The following is a 26,283-nucleotide window of genomic DNA, read 5'->3' as shown; positions in this document are numbered from 1 at the left end:
CACCGTGGACAACGCTGGAAGAGAACCGCGGCCCCGCGCCGCACAAGGAGGTTCTCACCATGAAGCACCATGTGACCGTTGGCGTCGACGGCTCTCCCGAGAGCCTGGCAGCGGCCCGCTGGGGAGCCCGGGAGGCGGCCCTGCGGGAGGTCCCGCTGCGGCTCGTCCACGCCGTCGATTGGCCGATCAGCCCCGCGATTCCAGGGTGGGGCCGTGAGGGAGCCGACCGGTGGGCCGACGAAGCGCTCACCGAGGCCCTGGAGGATGTACGACGTCGGAACGCGGGCCTGGATGTCTCCACGAGGTGCCTCGCCGGCAGGCCTGCGGCAGCCCTGGCCGCTGAGGCGGCCGACGCCGGGCTGCTCGTGCTCGGCTCACGTGGGATGGGTGGCCTGGCCGGCTTCCTCATCGGATCGGTGAGCATGTCGACGCTCGTGGCCACCAAAACCCCGGTGACACTCGTCCGGGTCCCGGACGAACCCGACGAGCCCGGACCCACAACGTACGGAGAGATCGTCCTGGGTGTCGACATCCACGAGGCGGCCGACAGGGTCCTGGCCTTCGCCTTCGAAGAAGCGGCCCGCCGGGGCTGCGGCCTGCGCGCGGTCCACGGCTGGAAGATGCCTTCCATGTACCAGTACGCACCCTTCTCCGACCCGGAGAACGAACGGGAGGTCGGCCTGAGCGTCACCCAGATGCTGGACGACATGCTGTTGCCGTGGCGCCACAAGTTCCCCTCCGTGACCGTCACCACCAAGGCATTCATGGGGCCTGCGGGCCGACAGCTCGTCCAGGCCGCGGCGGGCGCGGACCTCGTCGTGGTCGGGCGGCATCTGCGCCGCTCGCCTCTCGGAGTGCATCTGGGGTCGGTGACCCATGCGGTCCTGCACCATGCCGCGGCTCCTATCGCGGTCATCGCTCACGACTGACGGCCTCGTCCCCAAGGAGATCGGACCATGTCCCATCGCACTGTCGCGGACGTCATGACCAGGGCCGTGGCCACCGCCAGCCCCGAAGCGTCACTCAAAGCAGTCGCCTGGAGCCTTGACCACAACGGCGTCTCGGCCCTGCCCGTCGTTGACACCCGCCACCATCCGATCGGCATCGTCTCCGAAGCCGACCTGCTCCTCAGGCAGGCCGGCCTGCCGGATTCCGAAGGGCGTGACCCCATGCACGCTGAGGCGTCCATGGACCGCGCCTCCTTGGATGCCCGCACGGCCGGCGATCTGATGTCCACCCCCGTACTGACCGCCCGGCCGGAGTGGGGAATCGTCGAGACGGCGCGCTTCCTGCACGAGCGGGGTGTCAAGCGCCTGCCGGTGATCGACGAAACCGGAACGCTGGTGGGCATCGTCAGCCGATCAGACCTGCTACGCCCCATGCTCCGCCGCGACAACGCCATACGCGATGAAATCGTCGACGACGTACTGGTCCGGACCCTGCGGATGGCCCCGGGCGCCATTGCGGTGGGCGTGCGGGAAGGAGTCGTCTCCTTGAGCGGCCGGGTCGAGGAGCGGTCCACCATTCCGGTTGTCGAACGACTGTGCCGGTGGGTCGACGGTGTCGTCAGCGTGGACCAAGTCCTCAGTTACGCCGTTGACGACCTGTCTCCGGCCGGCGGTCCGAACCGTGCCACCCATTGACCCCTCGCGGCAAAGGGCGGAAAGAGCCCGCCCGCTTCTCGCGGATCCCGATTGCGCGGTGCACGGCCATCAGCCGCTTCTCCGCATCCTCTCAGGGACTCTTTCCGTCAATTGCATGAAAGCACCCTTTACTCATGGGCCATAGGGCCGGTCAGCCCCCAGTGGCCCCCTGACGGCCCTACCACCAACGGGCGGTGACATCGACGCTCGGATGTATCAGGACGCCGTTCTGGAGGGATCATGAAGCACCTGCGCACCGTCGACGACGTGATGACCCACGCCGTCATCTCGGTCGACCGAGGAGCACCGTTCAAGGAGATCGTGGAGGCCATGCGGCAGTGGCGGATCAGCGCTCTGCCCGTCCTGTCGGAGGAAGGTCGGGTCGCCGGCGTGGTGTCCGAAGCGGATCTGCTGCTCAAGGCCCAGGGCGCGGACGAGTCCCGGGCCGTCACCGCCGGCCAGCTGATGACCGTACCGGCCGTCACCGTGACCAAGGACGCCAGCATCGCCAGCGCTGCCCGCCTGATGGCCCGCGGTCACCTCAAGCGGCTCCCCGTCATCGATGCCGACGGCCGCCTCGTCGGCGTGGTCAGCCGGGGCGACCTCCTCAAGATCTACCTCCGCCCCGACGCGGACATCGCGGAGGAACTCCGCGAACTGATCATGGCCGAGCTCATCCCCGCCGGCTCGGCGATGGTGCAGGTCCACGTGGCCAACGGCATAGTCCAGCTGGACGGTTCCGTCCACGACCCGCCTCTGAAGGACGTGCTGGTGCGTGTCGTACGCACCGTGCCGGGCGTCGTGGACGTCACTGCGATGCGCCTCGGATCAGAAGTCCCCGCGTGAAGGAGGCCGGCCATGAGGCACCGCAGCGTCGCCGGCCTGATGACGCCCACAGCCGTCAGTGTCCGGCGCGGCACCCCGTTCAAGGAAATCGCCCGTCTCCTGAAGGAATTCGACATCTCGGCCGTTCCCGTCGTGGACGAGGCCGAGCGGCCCGTGGGCGTCGTGTCCGAAGCCGACCTGCTCCGCAGGCCCGGCTCCGGCAATGGCTCGAACACCGCTGCCGATGTCATGACCAGCCCCGCCATCACCGCCCAGCCCGAATGGAGTGTCGTCCGTGCGGCACGCGTCATGCGCAAACACCAGGTCAAGAGACTGCCCGTCGTGGACGCCACCGGCCGGCTGATCGGCATCCTGAGCCGCAGCGACCTGCTCCAGCTCTTCCTGCGCAGGGACCATGCGATCCAGGAGGAAATCCTCGAAGACGTGCTGACCCGCGCCCTCGGGCTCAGGCCCTCTTCACTGACCGTCGAGGTCACCGACGGTCTCGTGACCCTCAGCGGCACCGTGAGCCGCCACAGCCTGATCCCCATCGTGCTGCGCCTGTGTCAGAGCGTCGACGGCGTCGTGGACGTGGTCAACCGGCTCAACTACGAACAGGACGACATGTCGGTCGACGCGCGAACAGCCACTGAGCGGTAGGAGAAGAGCATGAGGCATCGAGAAGTTCGCGAGCTGATGACCCGCGAGGTCGTCACCGTCCCCAGCAACGCTCCCTTCAAGGAGATCGCCCGAACCCTGACGGAACACCACGTGTCGGCCGTCCCGGTCGTCGACCAGGCCGGCCATCCGCTCGGCGTGATCTCGGAACGGGACCTGCTGCCAAAGTCCGCAGGCCAAGGAGACTATTTCCAGTCGCTGCCCGAACGGGAGGCGTGGCAGGAGGACAAAGCCGCGGGTACGCGCGCCGAGGAGCTGATGTCCTCGCCCCCCGTGTGTACCAGGCCCGACTGGACCGTCGCCGAAGCCGCCAGGCTGATGGAAGCACAGGGGGTCAAGCGGCTCCTGGTCGTGGACGCATCGGACGTACTGATCGGCATCGTCAGCCGACGGGACCTGCTGCGGATCTTCCTCCGGGACGACGAGGACATCCGTCACGAGATCACGGGTGACGTACTCGACCTCGGCCTGCGTCAGAGCCCCACAGCCATCACCGTAGGGGTCACCGAGGGCCGGGTCGAACTGCACGGAACCGTCGACTTCAAGAGCCTCATCCCGTTGATCGAACGGCTCTGCCGCACCGTGGACGGCGTGGTATCCGTCACCCAGCACCTCGGATACGCGATCGACGACACGACCTCCGCCTGAAGGAGTTGACGTACATGACCAGTGCCATGGGTATCCCGCGACCGGTCATCGTGTCGGCGCGGTTGGACAGTCCCCTGTCACGGTGGCTGTGGCTGGTCAAATGGGTGCTGGCGATCCCCCACTACATCGTGCTGGCCTTCCTCTGGATCGCCTTCCTCGTGGTCAGCGTGATCGCGTTCTTCGCCGTCCTCTTCACCGAGCGCTACCCGCGCGCACTGTTCGATTTCAACCTTGGTGTCCTGCGCTGGTCGTGGCGCGTCTCGTACGACGCGTACGGCGCGCTCGGCACCGACCGGTACCCCCCGTTCAGCCTCGGCCCCGAACCCCTCTTCGATCTCATCATCGGGCTGAACCGCTGGGTGCTGCGCGTCGCGGCCTACTCCAGTCTCATGACCGATGCGTACCCGCCGTTCCGCCTCGACATGGGCGGAGACGAACATCCCGAGCCCGCGCGGGCCCCTGCCTGAGAGAAGTCATCATGAACGATCGCATCCTCGTCGGCCTCGACGGATCCGCAGAAAGCATCGCGGCCGCCCATTGGGCGGCACGGGAGGCCCTTCTGCGCGGCGTGCCACTCCACCTCGTCCACGCCGAGGAATGGTCGACGCCGTTCGACATTCCTGTCGCCACGGACGATGTGCGCCGCCACTGGTCCCAGGCACTTCTGAACGAGGCAGCCGACGAGCTGCGCACCAGGCACCGCGAACTGGAGGTCGACATCCGGTCATTCGACGGCAAGCCGGCCGCCATGCTCGCCGCCGTCGCAGCCGGTGCCAGCATGATCGTCCTCGGCTCTCGGGGACTGGGCACCGTCACGGGGTTCGTCCTCGGATCCGTCGGCATGGCTGTCATTCAGGCGACGGTGCGGCCGGTTGTCATGGTGCGGGCCAGCGAAGACACGGCGCCGCACCCGGACGGCCGGCACGCACCCCGTGACGTGGTGGTGGGCGTCGACATCGGCGGGCCCTGCGATGCGCTCCTCGCCTTCGCCTTCGAGGAAGCGGCGCGCCGGGCCTGCGCCCTCCGTGTCCGGCACAGCTGGTCGATGCCTCCGCTGGTGGGATACGGAGCGGCGTACGATCCGAGAGTCCACGCCCAGCTCGAGATGAGCGCGAAGGCGTCTATGGAAGACGTCCTGAAGCCCTGGCGGGACAAGTACCCGGCTGTAGACGTCACCTCTCGAGCGAGCGCGGGCCACGCCTCTACGGAGCTCCTCGACGGCGGCTCCGAAGCGGGTCTCATCGTCGTCGGCCGCCGCATCCGACGGTCCTCGATCGGCACGCACATCGGCCCGGTCACCCACGCGGTCCTCCACCACGCCAAGGCACCCGTCGCCGTCATCGCGCACGAATAGCCTCCGGCAAGGCGACCCACTGCGGCTAACGTTGTGCGCAGATCGTCTCGACGAAGTGGCCCACCTGCTCGTCGGACAGGTGCCGGGCAAGATCAGCCTCGCCGATCATCCCGACGAGACGGTGTTCGGCGATGACCGGGACGCGCCGGATCCGGTGATCCTGCATCGTCTGCAGCACCTGGCTCGTGTCGGCGCCCGCGTCGACCGTGATCGGCTTCCTGGTCGAGAGCGACCACGCCCGGATCCTCGTCGACTGCGGTCTCTTCCAGGGTTTCGCGGACCTGCGGCGGCGCAACTGGGAGAAGCTGGCGAAGGCCGCGTCGTCGGCGTGGTCTCCGAAGCCGACCTGTTGCCCAAGGAGGAGTTCCACGAACACCGCCCCGGCATGATCGAGCAGTTCCGACGCCTCGGCGACACCGCCAAGGCCGGCTCGGTCCGCGCGGAGGAACTGATGACCAGCCCCGCCGTCACCATCCGCGCCAACGCCACGCTCCCCCAGGCCGCCCCCCTCATGGTCAGCCGGCACATCAAGCGCCTGCCGGTCGTCGACGCCGACGGAACCCTGGGGGGCATCGTCAGCCGCGCCGACCTGCTCAAGGTCTTCCTCCGTCCCGATGACGACCTCGCAGCCGAAATCCGCGGCGAGGTCGTCGACCGTCTCTTCCCCGTCTCGCATCGAGGCGTCAAGGTCGATGTCACGCATGGTGTCGCTACCCTCACGGGAAGCGTCCGCGACACCCAACTCATCCCCGTGGCAACCCGCCTCTCCCAAGCCGTCGAGGGCGTCGTCAGCGTGAACTGCCACCTCGAAGGCATGCCGTCCACCTGACCTCTACGGGGCGAGGTCCCGCCCCACCAGCAGAGCACGGCCCAGTACGAGCCCCAGCACCCCGACCCCGGCCACGCCACCCAACTGCGTCCACAACACCTGGCCTCGGGCCAACGCGTCGCCCGGCGTGCATTGGTGGTCCGGGCTGACGAAGCGAAGCGGCGCTGCCGGAGACCAACCCAGGGCGATGAAGTTGACGGCCCCGATCCCGATGGTCGCGCCGACCACCTGGCCCCGTCGGCGTCCCCATGCCGACACTGCGAGCGCCGGCCCGGCGCCGGTGACACCCGCCAATGCGTCCCGCCCGAGCCAGGACCGGCGGTATCCCCGCAGCTCGGGCGGCGCCAGGGACTGCCATCCGCTTGGCGGCATCGCGCTCCTCACTGATGGCCCACTCGGCAATCCGCTTCTTCGTCCGCCGGGGTTCAGTCCTTCCCGAGCGTGGCCGCGTGGTCGGGTACGGCGGTCAGCAACTCCTTGGACGGGCGCAGGTAATCCGTGGACGGGGGACGTGGCGGCAACGTCAGTGAAGGCCCTGCTGGAGGACCAGGGCGGTGTCGATCCGGCGGTGACGGCGGCGAGGTTCTGGCGGAGGTGGCCGGCGAATCCGCCGAGCGGCTTCAGCGCCACCGCTTCAAACCTGAACCACGTTCGATGCCCCGATCACAGCCGGGACAACCGAACTGGTCGGCAACGGGTCGGGGGGCGATCCTCGCTCGGCCATCGACCTCGGCAAGACCCTCGACGACCACCCCGGGTGGTCGCCGCTTTCAAGAGCCACGCCTTCTTATCCGGTTCAGGACCGCGCCGATCCGGGGCGGGCTGGTCGCGGCGGCCCCGGATCCCCCGAATCCGTTACAGGAGCCACCGGTTGCGGCGGACGAGGGGCAGGCTCTGCCAGAGGGTACCCAGCCCCCACGTGCGCCCGGCGCCGATCACCGCCAGCATCACCAAGACGACCGCGTACAGGATGTGATAGTCCACCAGCGGATTCGTCGACATGCTGAGGCTGCCGTCCGAGAGGTGCTGGGCCGGGGGCCACTCCGCAGCCCACATGAGCGCCATCATCACGGTGCCCGCAGCAGCCGCGGCCCGCAGGGCGACACCGCTCGCCAAGGCGATGCCGATGCCGAGTAGCCCCAGCATGAAAGCCCAGTCGGCCCAGGCTGCCCCGGCCCAGGCATGGAAGGTCCCCTCCAGCGGTCCGGCGGAGACATGACTCAGGAAGCCCTTGGTGGGAGACCCGCCGTCGATCCACCCCTTGCCCGCCGGGGTCGCGTATCCCCAGCCGAACGCCTTGTCACCGAAGGCCCAGAGGAACGTGAACGAGGTCAGCAGGCGCGTCGTTGCCGCGATGCGCGCGACGGTCACAGGCGCGGCGAGGTCATGAGCCGCGCTGTCGGACGAAGCTGTGGCCGAGGCGGTGTTCCGCCACCCCGCGAAGGGCATCCCCGGCTGACGGTGCTGGTGGAGAGCCATGACGTAGAACCTTTCCTCACGGCAGGCCGTGCGCCTGCCCATGGCCAATGTGCCTGCGCGGCGGGCGGGGGCCACGGGGGCGAACGGCCCGCACCGGGGGGCCAAACGGCCCTCAGGCCAAGGTGGTTCAACGCAACTGCGAGGAGCGGCGACATGACGTCAGGCGGGGAACACGTTCACCGCCACCACGTGCCTGGACCGTCAGAACGGCGGTACGGGAGGGATGTCCGGCCTGTGAATACCCTCGGCTCCAGACCGAAGAAGCCCTGGGTGCCTGCTGATAGGTCCTGCCGGTAGGTCCTGCCGGCTTTGTGCCCAGGTACGGGTGGGCCCCCAGGCCGGGACGGATGGCACTGCCCGGAGAGGGTGGGGCGAAGCGAGGCTGATGCCGACCAAGGAGGAATTCGCATGAGCCATCTCAGGTCCACTCCAACCATTGACGTCTTGGTGAGTGAGCGGGGACGGTGCCTGAGGGCGCGTCCGAGTACGCCCAAGCGAAGATGCTGGCGGCGATCGCACACGTGGGGTCGCCGATTCTTGCCGTTCGGGCCAAGCTCACCCAGGCGGCAAACCCATCGGCGAGCCGCCCTGCCATCGCCCAGGCCGTAGTGGACGTGAACGGGCACCCGGTGCGCGCCCGCTGTGCCGCGGAGACCATGTTCGAGGCGGTCGATCTCCTGCAGGAGCGACTGGCCGCCCGCCTGGTCCGCACCCGGCAGCACGGCGGACGGGAACACCGCACCGGTACCGGCGGTGCGGTGGCATCGAGGGAGAACCGCGTTCACGGACACCACCCCGGCCCCCACCAGCCGCCGATCAAGGAACCCCACATCCTGCGGCAGAAGGCATTCAGCCTGGGACAACAGACGCCCGAAGACGCCGTCATCGACATGGAGGCCATGAACCACGACTTCTGGTTGTTCACCGACACGACGTCGGGAGCCGACTGCATCGTCTACCGCCAGGGGCTGACCCGCGGGTACCGCGTGGCCTCGGCAGGCGAGGACAGCCAGCAGTACGAAGCCGGCCCCCCTGTTGAGCGTGAGCTCGGCCGCCACCCCCGAGTGCGGCGTCGACGAGGCCGTCGAGCGCCTGCGTATCACGGGGCTCGCCTTCGTCTTCCTCGTCGACTCGGCCACGGGTCGAGGATGTGTCCTCTACCAGAGGCACGACGGCCAATACGGCCTGACCTCTCCCGCACGGTAGAACACCCCCGTGCTCTTTGCGGCCACCCCGAACACGGCCGTCCCGGCCACAGGATGGCGAGTGACAGGACCCAGCTCCGTTTCGCCCTGCCGGGCGCCGCGAGCCGTGGCTCTCGTGCTGCGGCACACCGCCGGAGTCCCACTCCCGGCGGTGCGCGGCTCGGCGGCAGGCGGCTCGGCGGGGAGCACGTCGCAGGGACCAACGGCCCCGGCAGCGGGACCAGTCGGCCCCTGCGAGCTTCGCCGGCACGGGAGTTGACTGAGTTCAGCGGCGAGGAATCCCCCCGCCCGACGAAGGGCACGAACATGGCGAACGCATCACAGTCCCGGGCGTACGTGGTCGGTGGCGGAATCGCCTCGCTGGCCGCAGCGGTCTTCCTCGTACGGGACGTGGGGATGCCTGGCGAGAACATCCGCATCCTGGAGGAACTGCCGAAGACAGGCGGCGCACTCGACGGCAGCGGCGCCCCGGGCGACGGCTACGTCACCAGGGGCGGGCGGATGCTGGAGGACGAGGCTTACGTCTGCCTGTGGAACCTCCTGAAGTCGATCCCCACGCTCGACGACGAAGCCGTGTCCGTTCTGCAGGAGACAGAGGATTTCAACGCCCGCTGGCTCACGCACGCCAACGCCCGGCTCATCGACGCCGACGGCCGCATCCTCGATGCCTCCCAGCTGGGCTTCACCACCACGGACCGGGTGGAGATGGCCCGCCTGCTCGCCCTGCCCGAGTCCGTCATCGGGGCGCGCCGGATCGAGGACTTCTTCTCCGCACACTTCTTCACCACCAACTTCTGGACGATGTGGCGCACCACCTTCGCCTTCCAGAACTGGCACAGTGCCATCGAGCTCAAGCGCTACTTCCTGCGCTTCCTCCAGGAACTCCCCCGCATCCACACGCTCGCCGGGGTGCGGCGCACTCGACTGAACCAGTACGACTCGATCGTCCGGCCGGTCCAGGAGTGGCTGGAGCGGCAGGGTGTCCGGATCGAGCACGGAGTCCGGGTGACCGACGTGGAGTTCGCCGTCGTCGACGGGGGCGGGCGCCGGGCCGAGCGGATCCTCTTCGAGCGGGACGGCGTCCCCGAGACCTACGGACTCGGGCCGCAGGACTACGCGTTCATCACCCTCGGCTCCATGACGGCCGACGCGTCCTACGGAAGCGACGACAGCGTTCCCGAGCTCGTCCGCGACAAGCGGGACGGCGCCTGGAACCTGTGGGAGACACTGGCCCGCAAGGCCCCTGACTTCGGCCGTCCCAGCGCCTTCAACGGCAACGTGGACGAGGCCAAGTGGGAGTCGTTCACCCTGACGATGCGCAGCCCCGCCCTGCTCAAGCGGATCGAGGAGTTCTCCGGCAACGCCCCTGGCACTGGAGCGCTGATGACGTTCAAGGACTCCCGCTGGCTGATGTCGGTGGCCGTGCCCCACCAGCCGCACTTCGACGGCCAGCCCGAGGGGGTCTACACCCTGTGGGGGTACGGACTGTTCGTGGATGAGCCGGGCGAGGTGACCGGCAAGAAGATGTCGGAGGCCACTGGGCAGGAGATCCTCACCGAACTGCTCGGGCACTTCGGCTTCGGTGACATCGCGGACGAGGTGTGCGCCACCACTGTGGTCACCACCGTGATGATGCCCTACATCACCAGCCAGTTCGAGCGGCGGGACCTTCACGACCGGCCGCTGGTGATCCCCTCCGGGTCAGCCAACTTCGCCTTCCTCGGCCAGTTCACCGAGATCCCCGAGGACGTCGTCTTCACCGTCGAGTACGCAGTCCGCGGGGCCATGCGCGCGGTGTACGGGCTGCTGGGGGTCGACAAGGAGATCCCGGCCGTCTACCACGCGCTGTCCGACCCGATGACGGCGCTGCGCGCCCTCAGGGCCGTCTTCGCCTGAGCCGTCGCCCGCCTGCGGAGTACGACTCGCCCTTTCCAGATCCGGAGACCCCCTCCATGTCCCACCCGTTGGCAGCTCCCCTGCCCCAGCGCAGGGTCCCCTCCCGCCCTCGGGTGATCACCGTCGGTCTCGACGGATCCCGCGAGAGCCTCGCCTCCGTCACCTGGGCCGCGGTCGAAGCGCACCGGCGCGATCTCGCACTGCGTCTCCTGCACGTGTGGAGCCTGGAACCGGACGTTCATTCACCGCTCATCGGCTCCCGCACCCGACACGGCCTGAGCGAGTCGGATCCGCGCACCACGGCCGAGCGGATACGGCGTACGCATCCGGGCCTGGATGTGCTCGCGCAGCAGCGGTGCGGCGAGCCGGCCGCGGTGCTGTGCGAGGCCGCAGAGGAGTCCGAGCTGCTGGTGCTCGGCTCCCGCGGTCAGGGCGGGGTCGCCGGGTTCGTCGTCGGTTCGGTGGCCCTGTCCGTGGTCGCCCGTACCCGGCACCCTGTCGTCCTGGTCCCGGGTCCCGATCCGATGCCGGGCGGCGACGTCGTCCTCGGCCTGGATCTCTCACATCCGTGCGACGAAGTGCTGGACTACGCCTTCTCCCAGGCCCACCGGCTCGGCGTACCCCTTCGCGTCGTACACAGCCCGCATGCCCCGCGTGGATACGGCCCCGATGCGGTGGAGGCAGCGGCGGCGACGGCGCCCGGCGCGGCGGCCGCGGCGACGGCACGAACTCTGGCCCAGGTGCTCGAACAGTGGCGGCCTTCGTTCCCCGGCCTGCACGTCACCGGGGAGATCCGCCCCGGCCACCCCGCCCGGCGGATACTGGAGGCCTCCCACGCGGCCGGCCTCGTCGTCATAGGCCGCCGAAACCGGGACTCCAGGCTCGGGCCCCACACCGGAAGTGTGACCCGCGCAGTCCTGCACCGCTGCCGGACCCCAGTGGCGCTCATCCCGCACAACTGACCACCCACGGCGCTCTGTACTGCCGTTGCCCGCGTTCCCGCCGGGGGGACACGGGCAGCTTCGCGTGAGGGTCCTCGGTGACTGGCGTGATCACCTCCGTGCCTCGTGAAGTCAACGTCCGGCCGGGCGGCAGGGGACGTTTGACCCAGTCCCCGGGGCCACCTGGACCATCGCTCCCCCACTGCCCGGAGCAGAAGGGTGTAACACACACCGCCGACGGCGGTCGCTCTCTGTCGTTCCCGTTTCTGGAGGAAACACCATGTCACGTAAGGTCATCGCGGGCCTCGACGGATCCCCCGCATCGCTTGCCGCCGCCGAGTGGGCCGCCCGGGAGGCGCGGCTGCGCCGGCTCCCGCTCAAGCTGTTGCACGCGGTGGAGGAATGGGTACCGTCCTACGGCTACGCGTCGCGGACCGGGGCCACACCGTCGCCCCAGTACTGGGGCGAGCGCATCCCACGGGAGACTTCTCGGCAGTTGGCCGAGCGACACCCCGGCCTGGAGATCACCACGGAGCAGGTGGACGGGCGGCCGCTGACCGTACTGGCCGCCGCCGCGCAGGAAGCCGAGGTTCTGGTGCTCGGCTCACGTGGGCTGGGGGCGGTGGCCGGCTTCCTCGTGGGATCCGTGTCCCAGGCCGTACTCGCCCACGCCGAGCGCCCGGTCGTGGTCGTGCGGTCCGGCACCTGGATGGACACCCCCTACCAGGAGGCACCCGACGGCAACGGGCCGCAGGAGGGGACCTACCGACCGGTCGTGCTCGGGCTGGACCTCTCCCGCCCGTGTGACGAGCTCCTCGACCACGCCTTCGACGCGGCGGCCGCACGTCGGGCCCCGCTGCGTGTGATCCACGGCTGGAGCATGCCGCCCGCCTTCTCCTTCGACCCGGCGCTGCTCGCCCCCGAGGTACGGGACGGCATGGCGGCCGGCACGGCAACCGCGCTCGGTGACGCACTGCGGCCTTGGCGCGGCAAGTACCCCCAGGTCCGCGTCGAAGAGGTCTGCTCCGTCGGACAGGCCGCCGGCCAGCTCGTCGAGGCCTCGGCGGACGCCTCGCTGGTGGTCGTCGGCCGACGGATCCGCCGCTCGGCCATCGGCACCCACCTCGGCCCAGTCGCCCACGCCGTCCTCCACCACTCCACAGCGCCGGTCGCGGTCATACCGCACCCCTGAGGCGGAGCCGCACCAGACCGTCGTCGCCGCCCCCGCGGGCGCAGCGGGCGCGGCGACGGGCCTCGTGCCGCTGCAAGACCTGCCCGCTCGGACCACGGAGAGAGGACACCACGCAGGCGCTCACTCACCCCTCGCCACCTTCCCGCTCCCGCGTGGACCTGCCCACGCAATGAGACGGAAGGCGTCACTGAGCCCGGCCGGGTGACTACAACCGGCCGGGCTCGGCGTGCGCGGGGTGCTACTGGGGTCAGCCGTCGTCGCATTCGTCGCGGTGCACGTCTTCCTCACCGCACCGCTCCACCTCTTGAGGGCACCGGCCGCGTCAGCTGGTGGTGGCGCCTCGGCTCTCGTCAACGCGGGGCGGATCCTTTTGCGGGGCTGCGGTCAAGACGAGCCGAAGCCCCAGCCCGCGCTGTTCGGCCTCGGCGGCAGCCCGTGCCAAAGACACGTACCAGTTCTCCGCCGGGTCGATGCGGACGAGGATTTCGCCGGCTTCGGTGGTGGTCATGACGCCTCACTCCTGTGTTCGTCGCCGTGCCGGGGGATGAGTTCGACGGGGCAGTGCGCATGGTGCACGAGGCTGTGCGTCACGCGCCCCAGGGTGTGGCCGATGTGGCCGGGCGAACGGCGCCCGCCGATGACCAGCAGGTCCGCGTGGCGGGACGCCTCCACCAGCACTCCGGCCACGGACACGCTCTTCTCCGCATCGGCGTGGACCGTCAGCGAGGGATACTCCTCCCGGATCCGCTCAGCGACGGCCGCCAAGGCCTGCGCAGGGCGGCCTGCATCCTTGTCCAGGCCGTCGAGCGCTCTCGCCGCGGAGCCTACGTACTCCAGGACGCCCTGTACGTGCAGCAGCCTCAGTGAGGCCTTGCGCAGCTCGGCTGCGCGCGCGGCGTGACGGACGCAATCGAGGTCGCGCTCGTCGCGTACCGCGGCCAGCACGACGCCGTGCAGGGGCTCGTCCTCGCTCCCCCGGACGACGATCACGGGCGTGCGGGCCTCCGCCGCGACCTTGAGGCCGACCGAGCCCAGAGCCAAGGAGCTGAAGCCGGCCCGTCCCCGATTGCCGACGACGAGGGTGCCGCGCGTACTTGCGGCCAGGCGCAGGCTCATGGCAGGCCCGCTGCGACTGAACTCCGTCGTGACCGAGAGCGCGGGATGCCGGGCCTGCACAGCCTCGGCCGTACCCGCCAGCAGTTCACGCCCTGCGGCGCGGACCCGCTCCATGTCCTCGTTCGATAGGCCGAGGACCCGGCCGTCGACATCGGACCCGTACACGATGTGCAGGGGGCGCCGGCGCCGAGCGGCCTCGTCCGAGGCCCAGAGCGCCGCCCACCGGGCCGGCTCGGACCCGTCGACCCCGACGATGACCGACCCGAGTTCCGGACCGCTGGTGTTGCTCTTCATGATTCCTCCTCGCCGACTGCTTACTTGGGGGCAGCTCTACGCTGACACCGCGACGCCTGACAGGAGAGGGCCCATCAGGACCTCATCAGGGCCGAAGGTCCCTGCCGAGAGCTCCCGCCGGCCACCCCCGAGCGAAAGCCAACTGCTCGCACCAGGCCCGTTCGCCCCAACGTCCGCCCGCCGCCGGATCACCCCGTCCAGCGTCGGCGTTGCTCGTCACCAATCGACGAACGGATGTGGCAGCCGGTAGGTCGAGTGGCCTCAAGGACCGCACCTGGGCTTCCCCGAACTACGCCGCTCCGGCGTTAGAGGCGTGGTTTCTCTGCAGCTTCCACTTTGCGCCGACTCGACCCCAAACGTGTCCTGTTCAACGCTGCGTAGTCAGCACCGCATCCGCAAAACAGGCGCAACTCTGCAATTCCGGCAGGGACTTCCCACTCGCGTCCGGAGTGGTCCGACGGGATCGGTTCGGGCCGTGTGGTGGTGCGGCACGCTCAGGTGGGGTTGATTGTGATGACGCGCCACATATACCGCTGACCTGCGGACTTCTACGTTGTGCCCACACCCGACGTTCCCGCAGACACCCTGGAAGTGGTGCACATGGCCTCCACCGGTACCGACCCGCAGGCTCCATCCGGAATCCGGCGGATCGTCGCCGCCAGTCTCATCGGGACCACCATCGAGTGGTACGACAACTCATCCGACCAGAGCTACCACCTGCAGCTTTTCGGTGCACAGGACGCCTGAACCAGCACCGGACCAGCACGGGAACCGGAGTGGGAACTCCCTGTGCACTCAATCGGGAGAGCCGTCGCGGCCGCCCAACCTCTGACATCCCGAGAGCGACAGCCGCTTGGTGGCCGGCCATCCCCGCCGCCCCGGCTCCGTCGGAGGCCGGGCGCACGTAGGAGTGAACGGGCGGGAAGCCCCGCGCCCCCCGGTCCGCGGTCCTGCATCCTGCTGCTTGTCGATCAGTCGATGCTCAGGACAAGGGCGTGCCGTGCTCAGGTGCGGGCACACGGCCGTTCGTGAGCACGGCGGCAACGGAAGGCAGGCGCGTGGGGGTTGAGGGAGGCGTCGGCGGCACGGCCGCACTGCCGGCGCAAGGCGGGGGGCGGCGCCGGAGCGTGCCGCGGCACGTCGCGTGCGTGATGGACGGGAACGGCCGGTGGGCAGCGCAGCGGGCCCTGCCGCGCACGGCGGGCCACCGTGCGGCGGAGGCGACGGTGATCGACGTCATCGAGGCGGCCCGGTCGGCCGGGGTGAAGTGGCTGAGCCTGTACGCGTTCTCCACGGAGAACTGGGGACGCCCGGGCGAGGAGGTCGACTTCCTCATGCACCTGGTGCGGCGGGTGGTGCGCAAACACGCACCGCTGTTGCACGCCCGGGGCATCCGCTGCCGCGTCCTGGGGCTGTCGGACCCGAGGGTTCCCGCGGCCCTGGCGCGGGACTTCGACGATCTGATGACGCTCACCGGGGCCAACCGGGGCATGACCCTGACCGTGGCCTTCGATCACGGCGGGCGCCGGGACATCGTCGAGGCGGCGCGGTCGCTCATCCGGAGCGGTGTGGCGGCCGACGGCCTGACCGAGGAGACCTTCGCCGCCCATCTCCCCTTCCCCGACACCCCGGACGTGGACCTCGCCATCCGGACCTCGGGCGAGCAGCGCGTCTCGAACTTCATGCTGTGGCAGATCGCCTATGCCGAGTGGGTCTTCCCGTCCGTCCTGTGGCCCGACTTCCGCGCGGCGCACTTCGTGGAGTGCCTGCACACCTACCAGCAGCGCGACCGCCGGTTCGGCGGCGTCGCACCGTCCCTGAACGGAGCTCCCACAGCGTGACCACTACCGGCTCGCCGTCCCCCACCGACTCCACCGCCGACTCCGAATTCGCCTTACCTGGCGGCGAGCAGGCCGCATCCGGCCCGGAGTCCCGGTTCCGCGAGTTCTTCAACGATCCCCGCTGGGCCCTGGCCATGGTCCGGGCGACCGTGCTGGAGGCAGCGCATCCGCAGATCGGCGCCGCCCTGATCGAGAACTCGACCTTCGTGGCACATCCGTGGCGGCGGCTGCACAACACCTTCCTGAGCATGCAGCGCATGTGCGGCGCCGATGACGCGGTTCGAGCCCGCGAAGCGGCACGCCTGAACCGGCTGCACGCGCGGCTGAGCGGCACCGATGCCCGTAACCGGCACTACGACGCCATGGACCCGCACGTCCGGGCCTGGGTGGTGGCCACCCTCTTCGAGAGCGCCGTCACCATGTTCCGGCTCGGCGGCCAGCCGCTGGAACAGGACACCATGGAGGGCTTGTACCGCGAGTTCCAGGAGTTCCTCGCGGCCATGGGGGACGAGGCCGGTCACCTCCCGGCCACCTTGCAGGAGTTCTGGGGCTACTACGACCGTGTGGTCGACGAGGAACTGGAGAACACCGAGGCGCTGCGCATCATCCTCTACAAGCTGTTCGACCACCTCCCCGCGCCTGCCCTGCTGGAAGACCTGCCCACGGTCTGGGCGGCCGGTCGGGCGGTCGCCGGGCCGGTCATCGGGGCCATCACCGTCGCGTCGCTCCCCGAATCCCTCCGCCGTCGCGCGGGGCTGCCCGACTTCCCCGGCGCCCGCACTATGGCACAGGGGGCCTACCTGGTCGCCGGCCTGGCGCGTTTCCTGCCCGACGGGTGGATCCGGGCCGAAGAGATCGCCGGTCTGTTGACCCTGTCACCGGACAGCGACGACCCCCGGGCCAGGGCCGTAGGCGCCGTGCGCGACGGGGTCAAGCGGGCCGGAGCGCTGATCAGGCTACTCACGCCGATTCCCGACCAGCGCGAGCCCGCCGCTGCTCCCCGGCCCGGGCGCACCGCCGAGGAGTTCTTCCGTACGGTGCTGGACCAGACCGGCGACGGCTATCTGGAGTGGCCGGACCTCGCCGCCATGGCCCGCGAGCTCTCCCACCGGCTCGACCTGGACGAGCCCGAGGAAACCAGGCTGTACGACGCGTACGCCGCCTGGTGGAAGGAGCTGCAGACGGCCCTGGACCGCGACGGTGACGGCCGTGTCAGCGCCGAGGAGTACGCGGCAGCCGTACCCGGCCTGGCCGGGGCGGCTCTGATCAGGCTCGCCGACGTCCTGTTCGACGCCACGGACAGGGACGGCGACCAGTCCATCGACGCCGACGAGTACCGGGCGCTGTTCCGTACCGGATTCCACCGCGACCCGGAGGAGCCCGGCAGTACCGCCTACTCGCGGAGCGCGTTCGTCAAGGAGTTCCTGTCCTTCATGACCGGCCGCCAGCGGTCACGGGCGTACGATCCGCTGCTCGCCCAGGGGTGACGCCCCGCCCCAGCACATCCTGCCGCGATCTTCGCAGGACTCGATGCGGAGTTCTTCCCAGACCGACACCTGCAGTCGACCTTGGTGGTCAACATCGGGCATCCCAGCGAGCGACCCTGGTTCCGGCGGCTGCCCCGTGATGCAGCGGCACTGCGCGGAGTCTTGCCACGGGAGGCAGGGCGGAGCCTGTGCCGCCCGGGGACACCCCGGGCGGCAAGCTGAACTTCCGAACGTGGATATCAGGGGGAGGCGGAGCCTCAGGGGTGAGCGGTCAGGTGGAAGCTCTGGGCGGCCGAGTTGTCGCAGGCGCGCTGCACCAGCTGCACGCCGTTCGCCGCACTACTTGTGGTGCTCAGGCACTTGCCGCTGTGCCGCGCGGTGAAGTGGTAGCGGCCCGGGGCTTCCCGTAACTGCTGGGCCGTGGTCCCGTTGCAGGTGTACTGCTGGATCGCCGTGCCGTTGGCCGTGGCCGCCGCTCGCGCGTCGACGCGGGCGCCGTTCGCGCTGTCGGCCAGTGAGTACCACGTGGTCTCTGAGATCGGGTCGGTCGGCGCAGGACTGCCGGCCACTCCGCCGAGCCACTTGAGCCCGTCGATCAGGAAGCCGTTCTGTGTGGGGCTCGCGAAGGTCGAGGACAGCCGGGTGTTGGAGCCGTAGTCCATGGCGTTGTGCCCGAAGTTGGCGTACAACATCTTGTACTGGGTGTTGGTCCAGAGTATCGGGTAGTAGCCGCTGTACCAGGACTGGTTCGGGTCCGTGCCCAGGGGGAAGCTCGTCGGGTCGACCGATGCCAGGACCTTGATGTTCGCGTTGGCGCGCAGGTCGTTCGACCAGCCGTACCACTCGCTGACCGCCGAGGTGAACGTCGCGGGCAGCCCGGTGGTCGAGGGGTGCGTCCGGTCCTCCGCGCGCAGCACCGCCGTGGTCGGCCCCCAGGTGTTGGTCTTGGGTGCGTCGTCCAGGAACAGGACGACCTGGTAGTCGTTCACGCCTCCGTTCGCGGAGGCCTTGAGTCCGGCGTGAGCCGGGGCGGTCAGCCCCAGCGCCAAGGCCAACGGGATCAGCAGCCGTGCCGCGAACCGCCTCACGGGTAGCTCACCAGGTTGGCCACGTTGGTGGACGCGTTGGAGGGTCCGCCCCGATCGTTGATGACGTGCCGGATGGTCCCGGTGCCGCCGAGCGAGACGGTCACCATGTTCTGGAAGCGCACGTTCGGGTTGTTGGGGGCCTCGAAGGCACGCTCGGCGGTCACGCTCGGATTGACGTTGAAGTAGCAGTAGCTGCCGAGCCCGTAGGCCTGGTGGCTGGTGACCGAGTTCGCGACCTTGTACGCCGAGTAGCCCTGGGTGGACCCGTTCATCCAGGCGGCCTGGTTCGGTGGGTCGTACGGCATCTCGTTCTGGTAGAAGTACGTCCGCCCGCCGTTGCCGTTCCAGATGGTCTGGTGCTTCTGGTAGTGCTCGACGAACAGGCCGTACATGGTGACGCTGTCGCCGTTGACCACGAGTCCGGTGTCGGCCGTGTTGCTGTTCCAGCCGATGCCGCTGCCGTGGTCGCCGCGCCAGATCCACATGTGGTCGCCGATGACGTGATCGCTGTTGACCACCAGGCTCGTCGTCGCCTTGCCGACGGCGGCGCCACCGACCCGGAAGTAGACGTCGTGCAGAGAGGTGGGGTTCGCCGCGTGGTTCGCGGCAGCGCCGGCCGGGCCGACCTCCATCAGCGTCTGCGAGTTGGTGGTTCCGGCATCGAAGAGGACACCTGCGACCTTCACGCCGTCGACATCGGCGACCGTCATGGCCGTGACACCGTTGTCAGGAATGAAAGTGGCGAGGCCGAGACCGAGGACGACGGTGTCGGGGCGGGTTACCTTCAAGGTCTGGCTGAGGTGGTAGACACCGGGGGTGACCAGCAGGTTCTTACCCTCGGCCAGTGCGGCGTTGATCTGTGCGGCCGTTGCTCCGGCCTTGACGACGTAGAACTGGTCCATGCTGAGCGAGCTGCCCGCCGCGCTCCCGTTCGCCCAGCTGGTGGCCATGGAGTTGGTTCGCAGGGACGGTACGAACACCTTGTACGCGCCCGCGCTGTCCACGTACAGGAAGGGCTTCTCACGGACCGTCGGCGTCTGGTTCACCGTCGTGTACGGCGGATTGGGGAAGGTGTTGCCCGGCACGCCCTGGCTGCCGACGAACACCATGTTCCAGTTGGAACCGGTCCAGCTGCCTAGCTGGGAGTTGCGGGTCAGCCACTGCTGCTGGGTGCCGGACCGGACCTGTCCGTCGATCTTGCTGTCGGCCATGAATCCGCCACTGGCCCAGCCGCCGTCGCTCAGCTCGAGGTTGCCGCGGACGTGCATGCGCCGGTACCCGGACGCCTGCGAGACCGCCCACCGGTCGGTGCCACCGGTCGGGTTCACCGACAGGTTCTCTGCGCCGCGCCAGAAGTTCTGGGTGGCGTTCTGCGGAGGGAACCAGTCCGCCTCCACGTGCACGGCGCCGTTGATCGTCACCGAGTCGGGCGACTGGCCGAGGCCGAGGACCTGGGTGTAGAAGCCGACGTTGACGTCGTTGCTGTACGTACCCGGCTTGAACATCACGGCGTAACGCTGGGAGCCGAACTGGTTGGTCTCCTGCTGCTGGAAGACGGAGTTCAGCCGGCTCTGGATGGTGGACGACGGCATCGACGGGTCAAAGACGACCACGTTCGGGCCGAGGTCGACATCCCCGGGCGCGGTGTTCACGGGCGCCACCTGGAAGCGCTGGGCCGCCGTGCCGTTGCAGGTGTACTGCACCAGCTGGACGCTGTCGGCCGTCGAGGCGGCCGGGACGTCCAGGCATTTGCCGCTGTGGCGGTTGACGAAGTGGTACGCGCCGCCACCCTCGTCGACGGCCTGCCACTGCTGGTTGTTGCCGCCGCCGTACGCCCAGAGGTGCACGGCGGCGTTGTCGGCCGAGGAGGTGTCGCTCACGTCGACGACCTGATTGCTCGCATTGCGGTTGCCGATCCGCACGAAGCCGTCGCTGGTCGGCGTGAAGCTCCACTGCTGCGCGGTGCTGTTGTTGCAGGAGTACTGCTGCACCGCCGTTCCGTTCGCGGTCGCGGCCGACCGCGCGTCCAGGCACTTGCCGCTGCCGGCATTGACGACTGTGGACCAGCCCGTGGGCAGGTCGGCGGCCTCCTTCGCGGAAGCGTTCGGGGTGGCGGCCCGCGGGGTGGCGGCCTGGCTTGGATGAGGGGCGGTGAGGACCGAAGCGGCCGAGGCGGCGACCACGAAGGCCGCGACCCAGGGCCGGTCCTTTATAACCATCTGACTCTGCCGACGACCACACCTGGCTACACTTCAGCGGTCGTCCTCTCGTTCATGCCCCGCCCCCTACGCCCCCCGCGACAGTGCCTCGCGGACCGCTTCCTCCGAGCGGGCCACCAGGGCCGTGCCGTCCTGGGCCGTGATGATCGGGCGTTGGATCAGCTTCGGGTGGGCCGCCAGGTGGGTGATCCAGCGGGCGCGGGCCTCCTCCGTCTCCTCGCGCGGCAGGTCCCGTACGCCGGTCTCCTTGGCGAGGGGGTCCGAGGTGCGGGTGATGTCCCACGGCTCCAGGCCCAACCGGCCCAGGACCTCGCGGATCTCGGTCTCGGACGGGACGTCCTCCAGGTAGCGGCGGACGGTGTACTCGGCTCCCTCCGCGTCCAGCAGGGTCAGTGCGCTGCGGCACTTCGAGCACGCGGGGTTGATCCAGATCTCCATGCCCGAAAGCCTAGCGAGGCTGCGCCTGGCCAGGTGCTTTGTCAGTGGTCGCCGGTAAAATCGAGGGAGAACGACAGGAAGCCAACTACCGTTTGGGAGGCTGTAGATGGCCACTGCCATGACCCTGCACACCTTCGAGCCCGTCAAGAAGAAGCCGCTGCCGGCGGGGCTGCCCCGCGAGTGGTACGAGAGCCACAACCGCCGCCTGAAGGCGATGCGGCTGGCGATATCGCTGCTGGACTCGGGCACGTATGACGCTCAGCGCGCCACCAACCGCAAGATCCGCACGATGGCCGTCCGGACGGGGATCCGCCGGCCGTCCAACGTCACGTGCAAGCTGGTCCGTTCCTTCATCCGCGACGCCGGGTAGCCGGGTAGCCGGTCGGGGCCGGCTGTCGCCGGTCACGCGTCGAGGCCCCTGGGGAGCTCGCGCCGCAGCCCTGCTCTTCGGGTCACGGCAGCGGCTTTTCGGGGGCCTCGGCGGGCTCCACCGCCAGCTGCGCGGGGGCCTCGATCACCTGGCTCCTCGCCGGGTCGGGAGCCATGGACTCCTCCGCCGCCGCGCCGAGCGCGAGCACGCCGGTGAGCAGGGCGAAGGTGCCGGCCGCCGCCATGACCGCGGTGATCCGCCTGTTGTGTTTGTACGGTGCGCGCATCGGACGGGCCTCGGTTTCCGTGCTCGGGGGCTGGCTCGGGGGCTTGCTCGGGGCTGGGAGAACCGAGCGAAACACGGAAGAGGGGCTGAATGGGCGATCGTCGCCGTTTGGTCATGTGTTCAGTACGGCGTGGTCATCGCGCGCCGCCCCCCGCCCGGATCCCCGCCCGGCTTCTCGTCCAGGGACAGCACCAGCAGTGCCACGTCGTCGCGCGGACCGCCCCCGCTGAAGGTCTGGAGGTCCCGCCACACCGCCCGGGCCAGCCCCGCCGGATCCGTCGCCAGGACGGGCACGCGCGCGGCCAGCGGGTAGAAGTGCCCCGCCCGGTCGCGCGCCTCCGTCACCCCGTCCGTGTACAGCAGCAGCCGGTCCCCGGGGCGCACCGGGAACTCGGCCGGTGTCGCCGGGGTCGGGCCGGCCAGGCCCAGGCCGAGCGGGGGCCCCGGATCCACTTCGGGTTCCGAGACCGCGGAGTTCCGTAGCAGCAGGGGCGGCGGATGCCCGCACGACACGATCCGTACGACGTCCAGACCGGGCGGGAACTCCAGGAGCACCGCCGTCGCGAACAGCTCCGCGTGCGCCACCGACTCGGCGGCCGCGTCCGCGAGCAGCCGCCGGTCCAGCCGGGCCGCCACCGCCGTGAGCTCCGCGTCGTCCAGGACCCCTTCGCGGAAGGCACCGAGCAGCGAGGCCACGGTGCCCACGGCGGCGAGGCCGTGGCCCTGGACGTCGCCGACCACCGCGCGCACGCCGAAGGGCCCGCCCCGTACGTCGTACAGGTCGCCGCCGACCAGGGTGCCGCGCTGGGCCGCCCGGTAGAGCCCGGCGCAGCAGACGGCCCCCACCCGCTCGGGGACGGGCGGCAGGACGGCGAGCTGCGCGGCCTCCGCGACGGTGCGGACGCTGACGAGCTGGGCGTCCCGCTGTTTTCGCACCCAGGCGACGACCACGCTGAGCAGGCAGATCGCCGCGACGGTGGCCAGGTCGGAGCCGCGGGCGTGCGCGATGCCGAGCTGGGGGAGGCCGAGGATGACCAGGACGACGCCGGCGAAGACGGCCGTGCCGACGGCACCGTAGGCGAAGGCGGCCACCGGGGGGAGGCCGGCCAGGAAGTAGCCGAGCTCGATGTCGCCCGGTGTGGCGCGCTGCGCGCAGACCAGCACGACCAGGGCCACCGCCGGGGCGAGCCGGGCCCAGCGCGGCGGGGGCGCCCCGCCGAGCCAGCCCGGGTCCTCGCGTCGGCGTCTCACCCCTCCACCCTGGTACCGGCGCCGGAGGCGCGCACGCCGGGTGGCCCCTTATGGCTGGGACCGTGACAGTGGGGGCGTGACGGCAGCGGAGAGTGGCGGGCAGAGCGCGGCGATCAGCACACGGCTGAACTGGCTGCGCGCGGGGGTGCTGGGGGCGAACGACGGGATCATCTCGACGGCCGGCCTGGTCGTCGGTGTCGCCGGGGCGACGACCTCACGTTCCGCGATCATGGCGGCGGGCGTCGCGGGGCTGCTGGCGGGTGCGCTGTCGATGGCGGCGGGGGAGTACGTGTCGGTCAGCTCCCAGCGGGATTCGGAGAAGGCGGCGCTGGACACCGAGCGGCGGGAGCTGGCGGATTCGCCGGAGGAGGAGCTGGAGGAGCTGGCGGGGCTGCTGGCGGAGCGGGGGCTGAGCGAGTCCGTGGCCCGGGAGGCGGCGGAACAGCTGACGGAGCGGGACGCGCTGCGGGCGCACGCGCGGGTGGAGCTGGGGATCAACCCCGACGAGCTGGCGAACCCCTGGCACGCGGCGCTGGCGAGCCTGGTCGCCTTCACGGTGGGGGCGCTGCTGCCGCTGCTGGCGATCGTCCTGCCGGGGCCCTCGGGGCGGGTGCCGGTGACGGTGGTGGCGGTGCTGGTGGCGCTGACGCTGTGCGGGGTGCTCAGCGCACGGCTGGGCGGGGCTCCGGCGGGGCGGGCCGTGCTGCGGAACGTCGCCGGGGGCGCGGTGGCGATGGCCGTGACGTACGCGGTGGGCACGTGGCTGGGCGCGGCCGGCTGACGGGGAAGCCGGGCCGGTCGCGCAAGACCCTGCGGACGGGGCGGGGGCATGGCGCAAGATGAGGGCATGCGTATCGCGGTCACCGGTGCCACCGGGCTCATCGGCAGCGCCCTCGGGCGGTCCCTGAAGGCGGACGGACACGAGGTCGTGCGCTTCGTGCGGCGGGAGCCTGCCGCCGCCGACGAGGCGCGGTGGGATCCCGCGCGGGGGTACGTCGATCCGGCCGGGCTGGCCGGCTGCGACGCCGTCGTGCACCTCGCCGGGGCGGGGGTCGGGGACCACCGGTGGACGGACGCCTACAAGCGGGAGATCCGCGACAGCCGGGTCAAGGGCACGGCCGCCATGGCCTCGGCCGTCGCCGTCATGGCCGAGCCGCCCTTTGTGTTCGTCTGCGGAACCGCCATCGGGTACTACGGCGACACGGGTGACACCCCGGTCGACGAGAGCGCCCCGGCGGGCGAGGGGTTCCTGCCCGAGGTGTGCGTCGCGTGGGAGGCCGCCGCCGCGCCCGCCCGGGAGGCCGGGATCCGGACCGTGTTCGCCCGTACCGGGCTGGTCGTCGCGGCCGAGGGCGGGGCCTGGGGGAAGCTGTTCCCGATCTTCAAGGCCGGCATCGGCGGCCGGCTCGGCAGCGGGCGCCAGTACTGGTCGCACATCTCGATGCACGACGAGATCGCCGCCCTGCGCCACCTCCTCGACACGCCCTCGCTGGCCGGGCCGGTGAACCTGACCGCCCCCGAGCCGCTGACCAACCGCGAGGTCACGGCCGCGATGGGCCGGGTCCTGCACCGCCCGGCGGTGTTCGCCGTGCCGGCTCCGGTCATGCGGGTGGTGCTCGGGGAGTTCTCCCAGGACGTGCTGGGAAGTCAGCGGGTGCGTCCCGCCCGGCTGCTGGAGTCCGGCTTCGTCTTCCGCCACCCCGGCATCGAGGAGTCCATCCGGGCGGCGCTCGAAGCGTAGGCCTTTGCCTGGGTTGTGCCCGGGTCGTGCCGGGGGAGCGCACTGGCCTTTCGCGTGCGACCGTACGTGACCCGAATGCGACCGGCGTGCGACCGGAGTTGACCGAGCCGTCCGCAATAGCCCACCCGACTCGGGTTCCGCCGGAGCGGGTTGGGGGAAGGAGGTCCCCACACAGCCGGGCCGACCTCGGGGAGGGGCACGTGCTCAACAGCGCACACGCACATCACGCGGACGTGATCATCGTAGGAGCCGGAGTCTCGGGACTCACCGCCGCGCACCACCTGATCGCCGCGGGAGTCACCGTCATCGTTCTGGAGGGTGCCGACGATCCCGGCGGCCGGATGGCCACCGAGACCGTCGACGGCTTCCGGCTCGACCGGATCGGCCAGCTCCTCAACACCGCCTACACCGAGCCCGCCCGGACCCCCGGGCTGGCGGACCTGGTCCTGCGGCCCTTCGCGCCCGGTGCCCTCGTCCACACCGACGGAAGGACGCTGCGCGTCGGCGCACTCACCCCCGCACGCGCCCTGACCAGCGGCTCCCTCGACCAGGCCCGGATCGCCGCGGCCCTCAAACGCCTCGCCGCACTGCCCGAGGAGCGCCTCCTCGCCCGTCCCGAGCGCACCGCCCACGCCGCCCTGCGCTCCCGCGGGCTCGGTACGACGCTGCGCCCGCTGCTCTCGGCGCTCCTGCGCGATCCCGCGCTCACCACCTCCAGCCGCGTCGCCGACCTGGCCCTGCGGACCTTCGCGCGCGGCCGGCTCGCCGTACCCGAGGGCGGCGCCGCGACCCTGCCCGGCCTGCTCGCGGCCGCGCTGCCGCCCGGCACCGTACGGACCGGGGTCCGGGTCCGGTCCGTGGCCACCAACCTCGTCACCACCGAGGAGCACGGCGACTTCAGCTGTCGCTCCGCCGTCCTCGCGACCGGCGCACGAGCCGCCGCCGAACTGCTCCCCGGCCTGCGGGTGCCGGCGTTCCACCAGGTCACCGTCATCCACCACGCCACCGCCGCCCCGCTGCCCTGGGACGGCTCGCTGCTCCTGGACGGCGACCCCAAGTGGCCCGTCGCCCACACCGCCGTGATGAGCGCCGTCGACCCGACGCGCGCCCCCGCCGGCCGCAGCCTGGTCACCACCACGGTGCTCGGCCCGCCGCCGCCCGCTCGTACGGTCGCCGCGCGCCTCGCCCGGCTCTACGAGACCTCGCCCCGCGAGTGGGAGCTCCTCGCCGTCCACCACACCCCCGAAGCCGTCCCCGCCATGCCCCCGCCGCTGGACACCCGGCGCACGGTCAGGGTCCTGGCCGGGCTGTACGTGTGCGGGGACCACCGCGACATCAACACCGTCGAGGGCGCGCTGCGCTCGGCCCGCCGCGCCGCCGGGGCCGTCCTGCGCGACTTCGGCATCCCGCTCCCGGCCGCCCCGGAGGCCGCGCTTCCGGTGGCGGCCTGAGCCAACCACCCG

At 70.5% G+C, this 26,283-nt stretch carries 29 protein-coding genes; 19 read left to right on the top strand and 10 right to left on the bottom strand.

The genetic code is table 11. From position 1 onward, the window contains the following. Nucleotides 1–59: 59 nt before the first annotated feature. The 7 genes from DRB96_RS01685 (at nt 60) to DRB96_RS01655 (ending at nt 5,148) form a co-directional block, all read left to right on the top strand. A complete protein-coding gene (locus DRB96_RS01685) occupies nt 60–929 on the top strand; it encodes a universal stress protein (RefSeq protein ID WP_204357612.1) in 870 nt (289 codons plus the stop codon). A 27-nt stretch (nt 930–956) separates the two neighbouring features. Further along, complete coding sequence (locus DRB96_RS01680) at nt 957–1,643, top strand: CBS domain-containing protein (protein ID WP_112446439.1); 687 nt, start codon at nt 957–959, stop codon at nt 1,641–1,643. Between the two features lie 240 nt (nt 1,644–1,883). Beyond that, nucleotides 1,884–2,489 carry a CBS domain-containing protein gene (locus DRB96_RS01675; protein WP_204357611.1) on the top strand — a complete coding sequence of 202 codons (606 nt, stop codon included), beginning with the start codon at nt 1,884–1,886 and terminating at the stop codon, nt 2,487–2,489. A gap of 12 nt (nt 2,490–2,501) precedes the next feature. Further along, nucleotides 2,502–3,128 carry a CBS domain-containing protein gene (locus DRB96_RS01670; protein WP_112446437.1) on the top strand — a complete coding sequence of 209 codons (627 nt, stop codon included), beginning with the start codon at nt 2,502–2,504 and terminating at the stop codon, nt 3,126–3,128. A 9-nt stretch (nt 3,129–3,137) separates the two neighbouring features. Next, a complete protein-coding gene (locus tag DRB96_RS01665; RefSeq protein ID WP_112446436.1) occupies nt 3,138–3,794 on the top strand; it encodes a CBS domain-containing protein in 657 nt (218 codons plus the stop codon). A gap of 14 nt (nt 3,795–3,808) precedes the next feature. Next, nucleotides 3,809–4,261, top strand: coding sequence for a DUF4389 domain-containing protein (locus DRB96_RS01660; protein ID WP_112446435.1), 453 nt, complete (start codon nt 3,809–3,811; stop codon nt 4,259–4,261). Between the two features lie 11 nt (nt 4,262–4,272). Next, nucleotides 4,273–5,148 (top strand): universal stress protein, encoded by an 876-nt coding sequence (locus DRB96_RS01655; RefSeq protein WP_112446434.1) that lies wholly within the window; start codon nt 4,273–4,275, stop codon nt 5,146–5,148. A 25-nt stretch (nt 5,149–5,173) separates the two neighbouring features. Here DRB96_RS01655 and DRB96_RS44150 read toward each other — a convergent pair whose 3' ends face one another. Continuing rightward, nucleotides 5,174–5,326 carry a CBS domain-containing protein gene (locus DRB96_RS44150; RefSeq protein WP_239517699.1) on the bottom strand — a complete coding sequence of 51 codons (153 nt, stop codon included), beginning with the start codon at nt 5,324–5,326 and terminating at the stop codon, nt 5,174–5,176. A 75-nt stretch (nt 5,327–5,401) separates the two neighbouring features. Here DRB96_RS44150 and DRB96_RS01645 point away from each other — a divergent pair, with 75 nt between their 5' ends. Beyond that, entirely contained in the window at nt 5,402–5,977 is a 576-nt protein-coding gene (locus tag DRB96_RS01645; RefSeq protein WP_239516719.1) for a CBS domain-containing protein, read from the top strand. 3 nt (nt 5,978–5,980) lie between these two features. On the opposite strand, the gene DRB96_RS42595 is transcribed toward DRB96_RS01645, so the two are convergent. Together DRB96_RS42595 and DRB96_RS01630 are read right to left on the bottom strand one after the other, a co-directional pair. Then, on the bottom strand, nt 5,981–6,349 hold the full coding sequence (locus tag DRB96_RS42595) for a hypothetical protein (RefSeq protein ID WP_162688429.1): 369 nt from the start codon (nt 6,347–6,349) through the stop codon (nt 5,981–5,983). 483 nt (nt 6,350–6,832) lie between these two features. Beyond that, nucleotides 6,833–7,456, bottom strand: coding sequence for a hypothetical protein (locus DRB96_RS01630; protein ID WP_112446432.1), 624 nt, complete (start codon nt 7,454–7,456; stop codon nt 6,833–6,835). Nucleotides 7,457–8,497: 1,041 nt separating this feature from the next. On the opposite strand from DRB96_RS01630, the gene DRB96_RS44145 reads away from it, so the two are divergent. The 4 genes from DRB96_RS44145 (at nt 8,498) to DRB96_RS01615 (ending at nt 12,690) form a co-directional block, all read left to right on the top strand. Continuing rightward, the gene (locus DRB96_RS44145) at nt 8,498–8,662 is read left to right on the top strand and encodes a sigma 54 modulation/S30EA ribosomal C-terminal domain-containing protein (RefSeq protein WP_239515964.1); all 165 of its coding nucleotides are present in this window, start codon (nt 8,498–8,500) and stop codon (nt 8,660–8,662) included. A gap of 305 nt (nt 8,663–8,967) precedes the next feature. Next, nucleotides 8,968–10,557, top strand: a complete 1,590-nt coding sequence (locus DRB96_RS44140) for an oleate hydratase (protein ID WP_239515965.1) — start codon at nt 8,968–8,970, stop codon at nt 10,555–10,557. A gap of 113 nt (nt 10,558–10,670) precedes the next feature. Next, a complete protein-coding gene (locus DRB96_RS01620; RefSeq protein WP_239515966.1) occupies nt 10,671–11,519 on the top strand; it encodes a universal stress protein in 849 nt (282 codons plus the stop codon). A gap of 259 nt (nt 11,520–11,778) precedes the next feature. Continuing rightward, entirely contained in the window at nt 11,779–12,690 is a 912-nt protein-coding gene (locus DRB96_RS01615; RefSeq protein ID WP_112446429.1) for a universal stress protein, read from the top strand. 322 nt (nt 12,691–13,012) lie between these two features. Here the strand turns inward: DRB96_RS01615 and DRB96_RS01610 are convergent, their stop codons facing one another. Both DRB96_RS01610 and DRB96_RS01605 read right to left on the bottom strand, forming a co-directional pair. Further along, on the bottom strand, nt 13,013–13,198 hold the full coding sequence (locus tag DRB96_RS01610) for a hypothetical protein (RefSeq protein WP_112446428.1): 186 nt from the start codon (nt 13,196–13,198) through the stop codon (nt 13,013–13,015). Continuing rightward, nucleotides 13,195–14,100, bottom strand: a complete 906-nt coding sequence (locus DRB96_RS01605; RefSeq protein WP_112446427.1) for a universal stress protein — start codon at nt 14,098–14,100, stop codon at nt 13,195–13,197. Before DRB96_RS01605 ends, DRB96_RS01610 begins: the two co-directional genes overlap by 4 nt. Nucleotides 14,101–14,655: 555 nt before the next feature. On the opposite strand from DRB96_RS01605, the gene DRB96_RS43640 reads away from it, so the two are divergent. The 3 genes from DRB96_RS43640 (at nt 14,656) to DRB96_RS01595 (ending at nt 17,428) form a co-directional block, all read left to right on the top strand. Beyond that, entirely contained in the window at nt 14,656–14,847 is a 192-nt protein-coding gene (locus DRB96_RS43640) for a hypothetical protein (RefSeq protein WP_204358126.1), read from the top strand. A 404-nt stretch (nt 14,848–15,251) separates the two neighbouring features. Next, on the top strand, nt 15,252–15,941 hold the full coding sequence (gene uppS / locus DRB96_RS01600) for a polyprenyl diphosphate synthase (RefSeq protein ID WP_239517864.1): 690 nt from the start codon (nt 15,252–15,254) through the stop codon (nt 15,939–15,941). Continuing rightward, nucleotides 15,938–17,428, top strand: coding sequence for an oxygenase MpaB family protein (locus tag DRB96_RS01595; RefSeq protein WP_112446425.1), 1,491 nt, complete (start codon nt 15,938–15,940; stop codon nt 17,426–17,428). Before uppS ends, DRB96_RS01595 begins: the two co-directional genes overlap by 4 nt. A 257-nt stretch (nt 17,429–17,685) precedes the next feature. On the opposite strand, the gene DRB96_RS01585 is transcribed toward DRB96_RS01595, so the two are convergent. The 3 genes from DRB96_RS01585 to DRB96_RS01575 all read right to left on the bottom strand — a co-directional run bounded on the left by DRB96_RS01585 (nt 17,686) and on the right by DRB96_RS01575 (nt 21,173). Further along, entirely contained in the window at nt 17,686–18,489 is an 804-nt protein-coding gene (locus DRB96_RS01585) for an RICIN domain-containing protein (RefSeq protein WP_239516721.1), read from the bottom strand. Nucleotides 18,490–18,512: 23 nt separating this feature from the next. After that, nucleotides 18,513–20,735: an RICIN domain-containing protein gene (locus tag DRB96_RS01580; protein WP_112446423.1), complete on the bottom strand. Its 2,223-nt coding sequence runs from the start codon at nt 20,733–20,735 to the stop codon at nt 18,513–18,515. A gap of 66 nt (nt 20,736–20,801) precedes the next feature. Further along, entirely contained in the window at nt 20,802–21,173 is a 372-nt protein-coding gene (locus DRB96_RS01575; protein WP_112446422.1) for an ArsC/Spx/MgsR family protein, read from the bottom strand. Between the two features lie 106 nt (nt 21,174–21,279). Between DRB96_RS01575 and DRB96_RS01570 the strand changes: the two genes are divergently transcribed. Beyond that, nucleotides 21,280–21,543 carry a hypothetical protein gene (locus DRB96_RS01570; RefSeq protein WP_112446421.1) on the top strand — a complete coding sequence of 88 codons (264 nt, stop codon included), beginning with the start codon at nt 21,280–21,282 and terminating at the stop codon, nt 21,541–21,543. An 82-nt stretch (nt 21,544–21,625) separates the two neighbouring features. On the opposite strand, the gene DRB96_RS01565 is transcribed toward DRB96_RS01570, so the two are convergent. Together DRB96_RS01565 and DRB96_RS01560 are read right to left on the bottom strand one after the other, a co-directional pair. Further along, entirely contained in the window at nt 21,626–21,829 is a 204-nt protein-coding gene (locus DRB96_RS01565; RefSeq protein WP_112446420.1) for a hypothetical protein, read from the bottom strand. A gap of 119 nt (nt 21,830–21,948) precedes the next feature. Continuing rightward, nucleotides 21,949–23,079 (bottom strand): PP2C family protein-serine/threonine phosphatase, encoded by a 1,131-nt coding sequence (locus tag DRB96_RS01560; protein WP_112446419.1) that lies wholly within the window; start codon nt 23,077–23,079, stop codon nt 21,949–21,951. A 76-nt stretch (nt 23,080–23,155) separates the two neighbouring features. Between DRB96_RS01560 and DRB96_RS01555 the strand changes: the two genes are divergently transcribed. The 3 genes from DRB96_RS01555 (at nt 23,156) to DRB96_RS01545 (ending at nt 26,271) form a co-directional block, all read left to right on the top strand. Next, nucleotides 23,156–23,860, top strand: a complete 705-nt coding sequence (locus DRB96_RS01555) for a VIT family protein (protein WP_112446418.1) — start codon at nt 23,156–23,158, stop codon at nt 23,858–23,860. A 66-nt stretch (nt 23,861–23,926) separates the two neighbouring features. Further along, nucleotides 23,927–24,820 (top strand): TIGR01777 family oxidoreductase, encoded by an 894-nt coding sequence (locus DRB96_RS01550; protein ID WP_112446417.1) that lies wholly within the window; start codon nt 23,927–23,929, stop codon nt 24,818–24,820. 200 nt (nt 24,821–25,020) lie between these two features. Further along, nucleotides 25,021–26,271 carry an NAD(P)/FAD-dependent oxidoreductase gene (locus DRB96_RS01545; RefSeq protein WP_112446416.1) on the top strand — a complete coding sequence of 417 codons (1,251 nt, stop codon included), beginning with the start codon at nt 25,021–25,023 and terminating at the stop codon, nt 26,269–26,271. Nucleotides 26,272–26,283: the final 12 nt, after the last annotated feature.

It is taken from the genome of Streptomyces sp. ICC1 (assembly GCF_003287935.1).
GTDB lineage: Bacteria > Actinomycetota > Actinomycetes > Streptomycetales > Streptomycetaceae > Streptomyces > Streptomyces tritrimontium.
This window is presented reverse-complemented; position numbering and strand designations above follow the sequence as displayed.

Excerpts from the sequence above, each read along its gene's own strand:
- DRB96_RS01685 (WP_204357612.1), top strand. The coding sequence starts at position 60 with ATGAAGCACCATGTGACCGTTGGCGTCGACGGCTCTCCCGAGAGCCTG.
- DRB96_RS01580 (WP_112446423.1), bottom strand. The coding sequence starts at position 20,735 with ATGGTTATAAAGGACCGGCCCTGGGTCGCGGCCTTCGTGGTCGCCGCC.
- DRB96_RS01570 (WP_112446421.1), top strand. The coding sequence starts at position 21,280 with ATGGCCACTGCCATGACCCTGCACACCTTCGAGCCCGTCAAGAAGAAG.
- DRB96_RS01655 (WP_112446434.1), top strand. The coding sequence starts at position 4,273 with ATGAACGATCGCATCCTCGTCGGCCTCGACGGATCCGCAGAAAGCATC.
- uppS (WP_239517864.1), top strand. The coding sequence starts at position 15,252 with ATGGACGGGAACGGCCGGTGGGCAGCGCAGCGGGCCCTGCCGCGCACG.
- DRB96_RS01615 (WP_112446429.1), top strand. The coding sequence starts at position 11,779 with ATGTCACGTAAGGTCATCGCGGGCCTCGACGGATCCCCCGCATCGCTT.
- DRB96_RS01610 (WP_112446428.1), bottom strand. The coding sequence starts at position 13,198 with ATGACCACCACCGAAGCCGGCGAAATCCTCGTCCGCATCGACCCGGCG.
- DRB96_RS01630 (WP_112446432.1), bottom strand. The coding sequence starts at position 7,456 with ATGGCTCTCCACCAGCACCGTCAGCCGGGGATGCCCTTCGCGGGGTGG.
- DRB96_RS01565 (WP_112446420.1), bottom strand. The coding sequence starts at position 21,829 with ATGCGCGCACCGTACAAACACAACAGGCGGATCACCGCGGTCATGGCG.
- DRB96_RS01550 (WP_112446417.1), top strand. The coding sequence starts at position 23,927 with ATGCGTATCGCGGTCACCGGTGCCACCGGGCTCATCGGCAGCGCCCTC.
- DRB96_RS42595 (WP_162688429.1), bottom strand. The coding sequence starts at position 6,349 with ATGCCGCCAAGCGGATGGCAGTCCCTGGCGCCGCCCGAGCTGCGGGGA.
- DRB96_RS01665 (WP_112446436.1), top strand. The coding sequence starts at position 3,138 with ATGAGGCATCGAGAAGTTCGCGAGCTGATGACCCGCGAGGTCGTCACC.
- DRB96_RS01605 (WP_112446427.1), bottom strand. The coding sequence starts at position 14,100 with ATGAAGAGCAACACCAGCGGTCCGGAACTCGGGTCGGTCATCGTCGGG.
- DRB96_RS01675 (WP_204357611.1), top strand. The coding sequence starts at position 1,884 with ATGAAGCACCTGCGCACCGTCGACGACGTGATGACCCACGCCGTCATC.
- DRB96_RS44140 (WP_239515965.1), top strand. The coding sequence starts at position 8,968 with ATGGCGAACGCATCACAGTCCCGGGCGTACGTGGTCGGTGGCGGAATC.
- DRB96_RS01680 (WP_112446439.1), top strand. The coding sequence starts at position 957 with ATGTCCCATCGCACTGTCGCGGACGTCATGACCAGGGCCGTGGCCACC.
- DRB96_RS01660 (WP_112446435.1), top strand. The coding sequence starts at position 3,809 with ATGACCAGTGCCATGGGTATCCCGCGACCGGTCATCGTGTCGGCGCGG.
- DRB96_RS01575 (WP_112446422.1), bottom strand. The coding sequence starts at position 21,173 with ATGGAGATCTGGATCAACCCCGCGTGCTCGAAGTGCCGCAGCGCACTG.
- DRB96_RS01670 (WP_112446437.1), top strand. The coding sequence starts at position 2,502 with ATGAGGCACCGCAGCGTCGCCGGCCTGATGACGCCCACAGCCGTCAGT.